Genomic DNA, 11,927 nt, shown 5'->3' with positions numbered 1-11,927 from the left:
GATGACGCTCTCTGGGGGCGGTCACGGCTGGGCGCCTTCCCCGCTCGCTTGGAGGTCGTCCTGGGCCAGGTGGTAGCGCATGAAGTCGGTGGGCCCCATGTCCAGGATCGCGATCCTCTCCTCCCGGGTCAGGGGCCGGCCATCGATACGCCACTCCTCGGGCGGGGTGGCCTCGAAGTCCTCGATCGAGTTCATCCCCTCCACCCGCAGCAGCAGCTGGACGGGGTCCAGGCCGCGGGTGGGGACCGTCGGGGCCAGGAGCGCGTCGAGCTCGACGCGCACTTCCTCGCGCGGGCGGGCAGGCCTCACCTCCTGTTCCTCCTCGGGGTGCTCGCACCCGCAGTCGGCGAAGGAGTCGGGGAACAGTGCCCGCATCTGGTCCCAAGTCTGCTCGGTGTCCTGGAGCCGGGACGGGTCTTCAAGCCAGGGCCGGTTGTTCTCCAGCACCATGCGCTCCCACTCGGCGTCGAGCTGGTCGGCGTGCTCGGGTGCTTCGGCGCGCATCTGCGCGATGACCTCGGGGGTGATGACGCGCCCCTGGTGGGTCATCGGGATCGGATCGTCGAAGTCGTCGAAGACGAACCCGGCGGGGTTCTGCGGTCCCGGCTGCTGGCCGCGCTGCTGCCTGTTGCGTTTGCCCTTGCCCATGCCCGGCTCCTCGATCTGCTCTGGTCGCAGGTCACTGCGGTGCGGGCAGAGTAGGGGGCCCGCTCCCTGGGGGCGGGGGATTCCGGGACCATGCGGGCGTGTCCGGACGCCTACCTGGCGATCCAGGTCGGTGTCGAGTAGTCAAGGATCGCCTTGTGAGCTGGAGTGATACGTCTCGCACGCGTGATACGGGTGCTACGAGTGCGAGGCGTATCACTCGTAGTACGCGGTGTGGCCATCGTGGTCAGAGGCGTCGTCGCCATGACGACGTTGTCGTCACAGCGACGACGAATCCGTCGTCATGGTGACGACAATGTCGTCATGGCGACGACGCCCCCGGGAGGTTCTGTTTAGGTAAGCGGGCCTCGGGCCCGTTTCCTAAACCCCACCCCATCCACCCCGGGCCGCACGGAGGTGACGTTTAGGAAAATCGGACACCCGTGTCCAGCACCATAGGACGTGATCGGAGAGAAGTTCTTGACCAGGAGCGGATCATCTATCCCGGCGCGGCCATGACGAGAGTCCGCCAATCTATCCGCTCTTTTTCGCCGCCCGGCCCGAACCCGATCCGTCTCAGCCAGGAAGAAACAGAGCTGGCGTTGGTGGAGAAGGCGTCCGGTCGGGGATGGCCGATCCGCCGCCCGACTTCGAGAAGCACGTGGTGAACGGCCGACTGGTCGCCTGCACCCAATACGGTGAGCAAATCATCTCGGTCAGCACCACGACCTCGGGGAAACGGAGCGTGAGGGACGGATCCCGCACCACCCAACTCCAGGCGTCCTCGCGTCGCTGCCAGATGCGCTGGACGACGTCCGAGCGGCGCGGATGAGCCCCGTAGCAGTACTGCGCCCAGAGTCGGTAAGCAGCGAAAACCGCCTTGTTCGCGCGCTCGGGGCCGCTGACCGCGGCCAGACGCTGGGCTGCGAGGGGGTTGAATGCGAAGTCGTAGCGGTGCCACCCGTTGGCACGGATGGATTCATACGTGCCGCACAGGGCGATGTGGGACAGGACCAGGTACTCGCCCATGCCGTTCACCTCGGCCAGCCGCGCGATGTAGGAGGACGTGGTCTCGGCGGAGACCGGGGGCGTGGTGAAGGGATGGGTCTCCGCCACAGGGATCTCCCACATGGCCCTCACCGGCGGCTGCCCGCACGGGCTAAGGTTCCTCGTAGCGCAGGCCGGGTGTGCTCCTGGTGTTCGGCGGCATGGTCCAGCCGCACTCGCGCCAGCGAGGCCTTGGTGATGGTCTCGGTGCCGTCCAGGATCGCTTCGACTGCGGCCTCGCGGATCAGGTGCGCGAGACTGCCGATCATCCCGCCGCTGCGTTGGTGCAGGTAGTCGGTGTGCCGCAGGAGCACGCGTGAACAGGGCGGAGCGGTGTTCGGGCGCGGTCGGGCGCGTCCGTGGGACGTGAACGACGGGTCACCGTGACCGGGGGTTGACCGCTGCCGGTAAGTCTGGACCCGGCCGCACGTGGCCCACACCCCCTGAAAGGCGTCCCCCAGTGAACAGCGCACCCCCCGCCCCGGACCTCCCCGGGTCGAAGACGAAACCACCGATGGGCCGGGACTTCCACCGCTTCTGGGCGGGAAGCCTGTCCAGCAACCTCGGCGACGGGATGATGCTCGTCGCGTTGCCGCTGGTGGCGGCCATGCTGACCAACGACCCCCTGCTGGTGGCCGGGCTGACGGCGGTCCGTTTCCTGCCCTGGCTGCTGGTCGGCCTGTTCGCGGGCGTGGTGGTGGACCGGGTCGACCGGGTACGCCTGATGGTCCTGACCAACCTCGGGCGGAGCGGCGCGCTCGTGGCCCTGTCCCTGCTGATCGTCACCGGTCACGCCTCGATCTGGGCGCTGTACGCGGTCATGTTCACGGTGATGGTCTGCGAGGTGTTCTACGACCTCGCCGGGCGGGCGATGCTGCCGGACATCGCTCCGGCCGGCGCGCTGGACCGGGCCAACAGTCGTCTGGTCGGCGGTCAGACGGTCACCCAGCAGTTCGCGAGCGGGCCCCTCGCCGGGTTCCTGTTCGTGGTGGCGGCGTTCCTGCCGCTGGCCGTCAACGCCGGGGCCTACGTCCTGGGTGCGCTGGTGCTGCTCGGCCTGCCGTTGGCGGTGCGCCGCTCCCGCCGACCCGAGGGCCGTGCCGAGGTGAGGGACGGGAAGGGAGCGGTGCGCTCGGTCCTCGACGACATCGGTGAGGGGCTGGCCTTCGTCTTCCGTGGCAGCTCCCTGGGTCCGATCCTGGCGTTCAACGTGGTCATGAACATGGCCTTCGTCGGCCAGTCCGCGGTCCTGGTGCTCCTGGTCCGGGACCACTTCGGGGTGCCTGCCGCCCTCTACGGGGTCTTCCTGGGCACGTCCGCGGTGGGCGCGCTGCTGGGCGCGACCACGGTGAGCCGGGTCGTGGGTCGCCTCGGCCGGTTCCGCACCGAGATGGTGCTCTTCACCCTGGCGTCCGTGTCCTGCGTCGCCTTCGGCCTCGCCCCCAACGCCTACGTGGCCGCCGTGGCGTGGACGGTGATCGGGTTCGCCATGACCTCCTCCAACATCGTGATGCTCAGTGCCATCCAGCTCATCGTCCCCGGTGCCCAGATGGGGCGGGTGATGTCCTGCGTCCAGGTGTCCGGTGCGGGCTTCGCCCCGATCGGCGCCCTGCTGGGCGGGGCGCTCGGCCGGGTCGAACTCTCCCACGTGCCGGTCGCGGCGGGCGTGGTGGTCTTCGTCGCCCTGCTCCTGTCCGCGTCCGCGCTGCGCCGGATCACCGCCCAGGCGGACGAACACGAGGCCGCGGCGGTGGCCGAAGCGTCAGGGGCCGAGGCCTCGGGAAAAGCGGCTGACCTGGGTGAACATGAGCGGGAAGCCGGGCAGGAGAAAAAGTAGGGAGAATTCCGAGAAGGGTGTCGATTCCGGCCCGCCCCGTTCGACGTACTGCTGAGAGCGGGGAACGGACCCCGTTCCGCACCCGAAGAGCGGAGAGCACCATGCGCTACCTGATGTCGATCATGAGTACCCCCGAGTCCGAGGCCGCCGACTACGAGGTCGGCCCCGAGGTCTACGAGGAGATGGGGAAGTACAACGAGGAGATGCTCCGGGCCGGGGTCATGCTCACCGGTGAGGGGCTCGCGCCCACCTCCGCCGGTGCCGAGGTCATCTTCCGCGACGGAGAGGCCACCGTGCTGGACGGTCCCTTCACCGAGGCGAAGGAGTTCATCGCGGGGTACTGGGTTCTCCAGGTGTCCTCGCACGCCGAGGCGCTGGAGTGGGCCAGGAGGTGCCCGCACCCCGCCAAGGGCGAGCCGGGCGAGCTCAGGCTCCAGCTGCGCCGGATCGCTGAGCTGGAGGACCTGGAGGACATGCCCGAGGAGGTCAAGGAGCACGAGCGCGAGCGGCGTGCCGAGGAGGGCCAGCAGGGCTGAGCCCCGCCCTTCGGGGTGTCGCGAGCGGGCTCGTGACCCGTTGCACTGGTGTGGCCCGTGGTGCTGTGATGGACCCATGGGCCTGGCGCGAAGGTCGGTGGCCACCGCGTCGATGTCGGGCCCCTGGATGCGCTGACGCGGGAGGATCCCGACGAGTTCGCCGTCCTTGAACAGCCAGAACGACGGTTCGGCCTGCGGGAAGTCGCTGAGGTATTCGCGACGCAACCTGGGGTGTCGGTAGCTTTCGCGGAAAATCCAACGCCTAGCGTTCGCCCTCCTGGGGGGCGAACCAAGTACGCCGCAAAGGGGCAACGGGGAGAGCGTTAGTGGGGCGTGCTCGCGGCCTCACTGACATCCCCGGGACTCGGCGGGGGCGCAAGCGAATATGGGACCCATGGGGAAACGGTGACTCAAAGTGACACTTCCTGTCCGCAAGAGGACAAAGAGTTACGAAAGTGGCCTCGCTCCCTCTACTTTGAGTGCGGTGCGTCACCGAAAGACCTCGGTGAGCACATGCCCGCCTTCTCTGAACCGGAGATCACCTTGCGCGTGAAATCCCTTCTCACCCCCACCCTGGTCGGCGTCATGGCCGCCAGCCTGTTTGCCACCCCCGCTTCCGCAACCACATCAACGCCCGGATCAGCGGAGACCGAAACCGGCCGAGTGCAGGTCTCTGCCAGCTGCTACACCCGAAACACGGATCTCTATTGCGACAACCGCCCCGGAACCCCCTTGCGCGTGAACCGCTCGTACGAGAGTCCGGTCCGGGACTACCTGGACACCTCGCACAGCTGGTTCCAGTGCTGGGGGTATGGGGACTGGCACGCTGGCGGAAACAACGTCTGGTACTGGACCCAGGGCGACCGATACGGCGCCTGGGGCAACATCGCTGCGGTCGACGTCTACACCAGCGTTGACCCGCCCGCCGGAATCAACCAGTGCTGAATTCCGATCGGCGCCGACCACCACATTCCAAGGGTGCGGTTTAGGTAGCACGCGTTCCGGTTCGGGAGTTCCCCGCGTCCCCGGCGTCCGTCGCCGGGGACGCTCTTTTTCCTCAACGTCACCTCTGATAAGCAGCGGTTAGCCGCCTCTGGTCCTAAACCCGACCGTCGGCCTCGGTGTCGACCTCCGGGTACAGGTCGGCGTAGACCTCCCAGTAGGCGACCAGGTGGGCCCGGCCCACCTCGGTCAGGTGCCACCGGTACTCCAGCACGTGCGTGCCCTGCGGGGCCATGACGGGGCGGGACTCGATCAGTCCCCGCGCGGGGTGCCCCCCGGGCCGGCGCCGGTACCCGACCGCGAGGTGGAACAGGGGCTTGCCCGCCAGTTCGTTCTCGTGCAGGCCCTCGTCCCCGGTGTGGGCGACGCGGACCAGGTGGCGCCACAGCCACTCCGAGAGCAGGTGCCCGGGGGGCCTGGTCGCCGCCGGTTCCCCGAGCCCGGCCCTGGCGGCGGCCCGCCCGGCCCGGGTGAGCGTGACGCTGACCTGCTCCACCTCCCCCACCGAGGGCACGACCACCGTGTCGCGGGTGACGGTGAGCAGGTTCCGGCGGGCCAGGGCGTGCACCGTGGAACCGGCGCCGGGATCGTGCACGCCCGCATCGCGCAGGCGCTGCTGCAGGCGGGTGTGCCCCACCAGCTCGACCGGTGCGGCCAGGGCCAGGGGCAGGCTCCGCCAGACCTGGGCGGGGTCCGGGCGCAGGTGGTGGTAGCGGCGCAGCCACTGTTCGGCCTGGGCCATGCGTTCGTCGCGCATGATCTCGCCCAGGTAGAGGCGCTGGCGGGGGTTGAGGGCCTCCCATGTCTCCAGGGCAGCGGAGGAGGGTCCGCGCCGGCGGGGCAGGGGGATCTCGGGCACCTCCCCGGGGCGGGTGCGCATCCAGGCGTCCAGGACCATGCGCACCGGCACGGCGTAGGCCGTGGCCAGGGCGGGCAGCAGGCGTCCGGCGTCGGCGGTGGTCCACCCCTGGAGTTCGGCGCCGTCCTCCAGGGCTGCCAGGCCGCCAGCGTCCACCGTGAGGGCGCTGGCGGCCTGGGCGTGGTCCATGTCGGCCATCCGGCGCAGGTCGGCCAGGGTCTCGGTCCCCGGGCGGGGCGGCGTCCACGGTACCGGCGTCGGGTTTGGGATCACCGGACCGTCGAATGTGGTCGCCCAGGCGGCCTCGACGTCGGCGGCCGCGGCCCGGTAGGCCACGCCCAGGGCGTTGCGCACCATCGCCCCGGCCGCCTCGGGCCGCCATGAGGGAGGCAGGGCACCCTTCTCGGCGCGGCCCAGGACCGGGCGCGAGCACGCGATCGGCGTCTGCTCGGGCAGGTGGGCGGCGACCGCGTCGGCGGCCGCGGCCAGGGTCAGCCCGGCCCCGGAGCGCAGGCCCGCCAGACCTGGGGGCAGGGCGCCGTCCTCGACCAGGTCGGCCACCCCTGCCCCGGTCGCCGCCGCGAGGGCTGCCAGGCGGTGCAGTTCGGGGCGGGCCCGGCCGTGTTCGTAGTCGATGATCTGGGCGCGGTGCAGCCCGGCGGCGGCCGCGAGGGCGGCCTGGGTGAGTCCGGCGCCGGCGCGGGCCGCGCGCAGCCGGGCGGGGTCCAGGGGTGGTCCTGCTCCACGTGCCATGGACTGATCCTAAACCCGACATCCTCGGAGGCGGGTGGCTTCACGCGAAGTGCCCCCGGCGGCGGGCGCCGGGGGCACTCTTTTTCCTAAACGTCACCGCCGATAAGTGAACCTTATCGGGGGCATGTCAACTCAGACTGACGGATCCGGGCACAGGGCAGCCCCCGCGCAACGGTGCGTTGCGTGGGGGCTGGCGCGTTTCAGGGGCCGTTTCCCGCCGAACCGGGAGTAGGAGCGGTTAGAGGCCGTTCTCTGCGAGGCAACTCAGGAGCGCCATGCCCGACGCGGCGGCACAGGGGTTGTCCTGTGCGGCGGCGGGGGCGGCCATCGTCCCCAGGGCGGCGGCGGTCAGGGCGAAAGCGGCGATGATGCGGCGCATCGGTCTCCTCAGATCATGTCGACGGTTGCGGGGGAGGGGTGGGTCATGCTCCCGAGCCGCCCCCACCGCCGAATTCTAGAGTAATCATGTGAACTCGGAGAGTGATTTTCGCAGATGGGTCGTTGCCTGAACGGGAACCGCCCCGGCGGGCGAACCCGACCGCAGTGGTGCCGCCGCAGACTCTGGCAGCCACCGCTGAACGGCTAGTTGAAGCCGTCCATGGCGACGGGCAGGCCGGCCTGGGTGCCTGCCACGCAGGTTCCGATGAAGACTGAGGGGATCTGCAAGGGCGCGACGTAGCCTCCCCCCGCTTCGCACTGGGCGCGAGTGACGCTCCCGTCCTGGGCGGCAGGGGGCGAGAAGGATTGCTCCAGGATTTAGCGGTAGAGCCGTGACCTGCCCCGCGCAAGGCGTTGCGCCGCTGGCGGCCATCGGCCCGTTCGCGCAACGGCTTGCGCGGGGCAGGTCACGGACGCCGTCCGGCGCAAGTGATTGCGCCCCAGAACACGAAAGCCCCCGCCCCGGACAGGTGTCCGGGACGGGGGCGGGGTTCCAAAAATCGGCCCTCGGCTGAGGGGCTACTCCTCGGGACGGTCAGGACCAGCGCGGAGGGTCGGGCACCCGTGTCACGGCGGTGACCGTGGACAGGCGGGCCCGCCAGGGGCGGTCGTGGTCGGTGTACTCCTGGTCGTGGCCGTGCAGCCACAGGTGCCAGTCGGAGTAGTCGAGCAAGCAGCCGCGCACCACGTCGCCGCCGGCCTCGACCACGACCTCGGTGTGCAGGGGCATCTCCTCCAGCACGGGCAGGATCGCGGGGGTCACGGGCGTCCTCCCAGCCAGTACTCGTCGGGGGCGACGGTGTACAGCTTGCGGGCCAGCACCAGCTCCTCGTAGCAGGCCTGGAGCAGCCCGGCCTCGTGCAGCAGCAGGACCCAGACGGCCTCCAGGCCGGGGTCAGTCTCGAACTCGCGCTGCGTGATCTCGCCGCGGGCGTGCGCGAGGGTGCGGTCGGCCAGGGCCCGCACCTCGCGCGGGGTGTACCAGGCGGCGCCCTTGGTCTCGCCGAGGGCGGGTCGCAGGGCGCCGGTGGCGGTGGCGCGGTAGAGCCACCAGTGGTGGCCCGGGCGGGGCTGTGCGGGCAGGGACGCGCACAGGTTCGGGATGTGGCCGCGGCCGATGCGCTCGCTGGAGGTGACGGTGAGGCCGACCTCTTCCTCGACCTCGGCGGCCAGGGCGTCGGCGACGTCGGTGTGTTCGTCGTAGACGTGGCCGGCCACGGGTGCGATGCCGTGGGGGAACCAGCCGCGCTCGACCATGAGCAGGCGGTCCTGTTCGTCGGTGATGATGATGCCGACACTGGAGCCGCAGCAGCGCTTGAGGGCCTTCGTGGTCTGCGTGGTCATACTGGTGATGCCTCTCGGTGTAAGGGGTGTGGCCCGCCCGGGGTCCTTGGCCGGAACCGGGCGGGCCGTCGTCGTGTGGGCGTGGTCAGAGGCGGATGTTGCCGTGCACGTTGCCGCCGGTCTGGATGAGCACGCCGCTGAACGTTCCGCCGCCGGTGTAGGAGTTCGCGACCTGGTCGACCTCGGGGTTGTCCAGCATCAGGACCAGGGTCGGGGCGCCGTCGGTGTCGACGTAGGCGTCGAGGATCGGCCGCCCGGTCGCGTCGTCGTACAGGGGCGTGTTCTCGGGCAGGTTCTCCAGCAGGGTGCGCATGGCTCCGGCGGTCATGGGCGTGGGCATGAGGTCCTCCAGTGGGTTCGGTCGGGTGTGTCAGGCGGTGACGGTGAGCTGGGTGGTCTGGCCGCTGTGGCCGTAGACGCCGCTGCCGGTGTGCGGCCAGGCGGCGGGCTCGCGGTAACCGGGCAGCACGGCGGGGGTCGCCAGGTCCAGGCACGCGCCCAGTGCGGCGTACTGGCCGCTGGACAGCAGCAGGCTGCGCACCAGGGAGCCGCCGGAGTGGGCCGTGGCCAGGCTGTGCAGGCGGGCCACGACGGCCACGCCCTGGGCCCGGGAGGCGATGAGCAGTTCCTCCCACGCCTCGCGCCGCTCGACCAGGGCGCGGTGGCCATCGACCAGCACCAGGGTCGGGGCGGTGTCGCGGGTGTGGGTGAGCTGGGCCAGGCCGGTCTCCAGCTGCGCCGCGGTGGTGATGCGGTGCGCGGCCGCCGCCCATGCGGGGCCGCCGTCCAGGTCGACCTGGACGGTGTGCACCCCCGCCGCGCGGGCCTGGGTCGCCAGTCGGGCCAGGGCGGTGGTGCCGCCGCAGCCGCGGCGGCCGGTGATGACGCCGTGCTCGGTCTGGCCGGCCGCGTCCAGCAACTGCCAGGAGACGGGGGTCCCCTCGGGGGTGGTGCCCAGGGGCAGGGCGAGCGGGGCGTCGGTCTGCAAGGTGGTGGTCGTGACGGTCACGGCGGTGTCCTTCCGGTTGGTGTGCAGCGGTGTGGACCGGGCGGTCCCCTGGTCTCCCGCCCCCCGGTGCGGGGGTGGGGGAGACCAGGCCAGCGCCCGGGCGCGGTGACTCTCAGTGACAGATGTCGGGGTGGCGGTGCGCCCGCCGGCGGGCGTGCCGTGGGGGGGTGGGGGACCCCCACCCTGGGGGGGTTCGCCCCCTCCAGGCCCCGGAAAAGGGGGGTGCCTGCCACCCCCCCAACCCCCCCACGGACTCCCCCATGCCCCAGGTCAGAGGGGGTGTGGGAGTCCATGGGGTACCCCACGGTGCGACCGCCCCGCGTGGGGGGTCCATGGGGGGGTTGGCCAGTCCTTCAGGCGGGTCGCGAAGCGGCCTCGCGGCTACGCTGCGCGACTGCTTCGAGGGCGCCGCGCTCGTACCCGCGCAGGCTCGACCCCCGCCGCACGAACTTGTTCGGCAGGGACTCCACCCCCAGTCGCTTGAGTGCCTCGGCCAGTTCCTGCTGGGTCATCCCGAGCGCCTCGGCCAGCTCCTTGGAGTGGACCCGGTCGTCGGCCAGGCGGTCGAAGACCTCCAGCGCCCGGCTGATGATGTCGGGCACCCCGTCCCAGGCCTCCCGTTCCGCGCCGGCCGGGGCGGTGCGGGTGCGCTCGGTGGGGGTCAGCCACGACCCCAGGTCCGACCCGACCGGGGTCGGCTCAGCCGCCTGGGCGGGTGCGGGGTCCTCGCGCAGCCAGGTGGCGGCGGTGGGCACCGAACGCAACCTGGGCTTCTCCCCGGGGACGGCGACCTGCGTGGACTCGCTGTCCTGGACGTCGCCGGACTCGGTCAGGGTCTGGGCCCCGCCCGGCACCCCGAACGTCGCCCGCATCCGCTCGTACCTGTTGAGGTAGGCGGCTCCGGCGGCGGTGCGCGACTCCTGCTCCAGCTCCGGGCGCCGCGCCGAGATCGTCCTGCTGATCTCCGCGACCCGGCGCGGGGTGAGGTTGTAGCCGCGCATGGGCCGGATCTCCTGGCCGTCGGTCAGGTAGGCCGTGCCCGGCCCCGCCAGGTCGTCCACGGACAGGTTGCGCTTCCATCCCAGCAGGTAGGCGAGTTCCTCGTCGTCGGACCCGGCCATGGCCACCCGGGTGACCGCGCCCTTCTTGATCCCGGCGTTGAGCGTGTCGGCGGTGGCTCTCAGGGTGGAGAGCACGGGGTTGACCGCCGAGTCGCGGGCGATGTCCTGCAGCTCCTCCAGGCCGTCGCGGATCTTGGCGATGATGCCCCTGCTGGAGGGGTTGAGCAGGGTCTTTCCCTCGTCCGCGAACAGCATGATCTGGGGCAGGTCGGCCCCGATCGGCAGCAGGCTGACGTCGGCGGCCATCTTCTTCTCGAACCCCGAGGCCTTGCGGCCCTTGGCGATGCCCAGCGCGGCGGTGACCATCGCGTGCGCGTCGGCGGGGGTGCACGCCGCCCAGTCCAGGGCGGGGCGTTCCACCTCCCCCTTGAGCCAGGGGTCCAGCCACGCCCGGGACAGGCCGCCGCCGGTCAGGTCGATGTGCCAGATCAGCGCGTCCGTGCACCGCCCCACACCGGCCGTGCCGACGTTGAGGATCGTGGTCTTGCCCGACCCGCGCTGTCCGGAGAACAGCGCGGAGTGCTCGCGCCACATCACCTGCGCCGGGGAGGAGTCGCGGTGCTCACCCAGCACGATCGGGTCCATGATCGACCGCGGGCTGTAGTCCTCGGGGTAGTCGATCGAGCTGCGCATCCGGTCCACGGTGGCCACGTGCAGCCGCACGCTGCCCCTGGACTCGGCCTTGTCCAGCTCGACCCCGCACCCCTCGGGCAGGCGCGCGTCGGCGGCCAGGGCGTCGGTGTGGGTCTCCAGGGACTTGCGGGTCACGCCCGAGGGCAGGTCCACGTGCAGCGTGAACCCCGCCCCCGTCTCCCACGCCACGGTCCGGGTGACCCGGAACGGGGTCCGGTGCACGATCCGGCCCAGGCGCTGCTCCCACTCTCGCTCGGTGCGGGAGGTGGCGTTGAGGACCAGGGCGCCGCCCTGGGCGGTGTGCGCGGGGCGCCCGCCCCGGGCCAGCGGGGCCAGCCCCGCCGAGATCGCGGAGCCCACGACCAGGGTGAGCATGGAGTTGACGTCCCAGGGGGTGGTGGACAGGCACCAGGTCAGCCACCCGCCCGCCCCGACCCAGCGGGCGATGTTGATGACCTGCCCGGTGGGGGAGGCCTCGGCGGCCGCCCCGATCATGACGTTGGTGGCGGCGCCGGCCACCCCGGCGGCCGCCCCCCACACCGGGGAGACGGCCAGGCCGTGGCCGGTGGCCGCGGCGGCGGCCAGGCCCAGCGCGGCCACCGCCGTGTTCGACACCGGCCCGCCACCGGTCACCGACCAGTCCACGCCGCGCTCGCGGCGACCGCGCTTGCCCATGATGCTCTCCTTCCAGGTTGGTGTTCGG

The 11,927-nt window shown here is 71.3% G+C and carries 13 protein-coding genes and 1 pseudogene; 3 read left to right on the top strand and 11 right to left on the bottom strand.

All coding sequences use genetic code 11. From position 1 onward, the window contains the following. Positions 1-21: 21 nt before the first annotated feature. The 3 genes from Q8791_RS30585 to Q8791_RS30575 all read right to left on the bottom strand — a co-directional run bounded on the left by Q8791_RS30585 (position 22) and on the right by Q8791_RS30575 (position 2,006). Positions 22-648: a hypothetical protein gene (locus tag Q8791_RS30585; RefSeq protein WP_330095332.1), complete on the bottom strand. Its 627-nt coding sequence runs from the start codon at positions 646-648 to the stop codon at positions 22-24. 573 nt (positions 649-1,221) lie between these two features. Beyond that, entirely contained in the window at positions 1,222-1,761 is a 540-nt protein-coding gene (locus tag Q8791_RS30580; RefSeq protein ID WP_330095331.1) for a hypothetical protein, read from the bottom strand. Between the two features lie 20 nt (positions 1,762-1,781). Then, complete coding sequence (locus tag Q8791_RS30575) at positions 1,782-2,006, bottom strand: hypothetical protein (RefSeq protein WP_330095330.1); 225 nt, start codon at positions 2,004-2,006, stop codon at positions 1,782-1,784. Between the two features lie 200 nt (positions 2,007-2,206). On the opposite strand from Q8791_RS30575, the gene Q8791_RS30570 reads away from it, so the two are divergent. After that, complete coding sequence (locus tag Q8791_RS30570; RefSeq protein WP_330095333.1) at positions 2,207-3,529, top strand: MFS transporter; 1,323 nt, start codon at positions 2,207-2,209, stop codon at positions 3,527-3,529. Positions 3,530-3,630: 101 nt separating this feature from the next. Then, positions 3,631-4,065, top strand: coding sequence for a YciI family protein (locus tag Q8791_RS30565; RefSeq protein ID WP_330095329.1), 435 nt, complete (start codon positions 3,631-3,633; stop codon positions 4,063-4,065). A 99-nt stretch (positions 4,066-4,164) separates the two neighbouring features. On the opposite strand, the pseudogene Q8791_RS31910 reads toward Q8791_RS30565, so the two are convergent. After that, positions 4,165-4,290: pseudogene (locus tag Q8791_RS31910) on the bottom strand (BrxA/BrxB family bacilliredoxin); the annotation flags it as partial. A 288-nt stretch (positions 4,291-4,578) separates the two neighbouring features. On the opposite strand from Q8791_RS31910, the gene Q8791_RS30560 reads away from it, so the two are divergent. Continuing rightward, positions 4,579-5,010: a hypothetical protein gene (locus Q8791_RS30560; protein ID WP_330095328.1), complete on the top strand. Its 432-nt coding sequence runs from the start codon at positions 4,579-4,581 to the stop codon at positions 5,008-5,010. Positions 5,011-5,164: 154 nt separating this feature from the next. On the opposite strand, the gene Q8791_RS30555 is transcribed toward Q8791_RS30560, so the two are convergent. The 7 genes from Q8791_RS30555 to Q8791_RS30525 all read right to left on the bottom strand — a co-directional run bounded on the left by Q8791_RS30555 (position 5,165) and on the right by Q8791_RS30525 (position 11,899). Further along, a complete protein-coding gene (locus tag Q8791_RS30555) occupies positions 5,165-6,679 on the bottom strand; it encodes a helix-turn-helix domain-containing protein (RefSeq protein ID WP_330095327.1) in 1,515 nt (504 codons plus the stop codon). 238 nt (positions 6,680-6,917) lie between these two features. Then, a complete protein-coding gene (locus Q8791_RS30550; RefSeq protein ID WP_330095326.1) occupies positions 6,918-7,058 on the bottom strand; it encodes a hypothetical protein in 141 nt (46 codons plus the stop codon). Positions 7,059-7,652: 594 nt separating this feature from the next. Then, positions 7,653-7,880 (bottom strand): hypothetical protein, encoded by a 228-nt coding sequence (locus Q8791_RS30545; RefSeq protein ID WP_330095325.1) that lies wholly within the window; start codon positions 7,878-7,880, stop codon positions 7,653-7,655. Then, positions 7,877-8,461 carry an NUDIX hydrolase gene (locus tag Q8791_RS30540; protein ID WP_330095324.1) on the bottom strand — a complete coding sequence of 195 codons (585 nt, stop codon included), beginning with the start codon at positions 8,459-8,461 and terminating at the stop codon, positions 7,877-7,879. The genes Q8791_RS30545 and Q8791_RS30540 overlap by 4 nt, the downstream gene beginning before the upstream one ends. Positions 8,462-8,546: 85 nt before the next feature. Beyond that, on the bottom strand, positions 8,547-8,801 hold the full coding sequence (locus Q8791_RS30535) for a hypothetical protein (protein ID WP_330095323.1): 255 nt from the start codon (positions 8,799-8,801) through the stop codon (positions 8,547-8,549). Positions 8,802-8,831: 30 nt separating this feature from the next. After that, the gene (locus Q8791_RS30530; protein ID WP_330095322.1) at positions 8,832-9,470 is read right to left on the bottom strand and encodes a P-loop NTPase family protein; all 639 of its coding nucleotides are present in this window, start codon (positions 9,468-9,470) and stop codon (positions 8,832-8,834) included. A 353-nt stretch (positions 9,471-9,823) separates the two neighbouring features. Continuing rightward, positions 9,824-11,899, bottom strand: coding sequence for a hypothetical protein (locus tag Q8791_RS30525; RefSeq protein WP_330095321.1), 2,076 nt, complete (start codon positions 11,897-11,899; stop codon positions 9,824-9,826). Positions 11,900-11,927: the final 28 nt, after the last annotated feature.

Origin of the sequence: Nocardiopsis codii (assembly GCF_036327455.1) — a bacterium.
GTDB lineage: Bacteria > Actinomycetota > Actinomycetes > Streptosporangiales > Streptosporangiaceae > Nocardiopsis > Nocardiopsis codii.
This window is presented reverse-complemented; position numbering and strand designations above follow the sequence as displayed.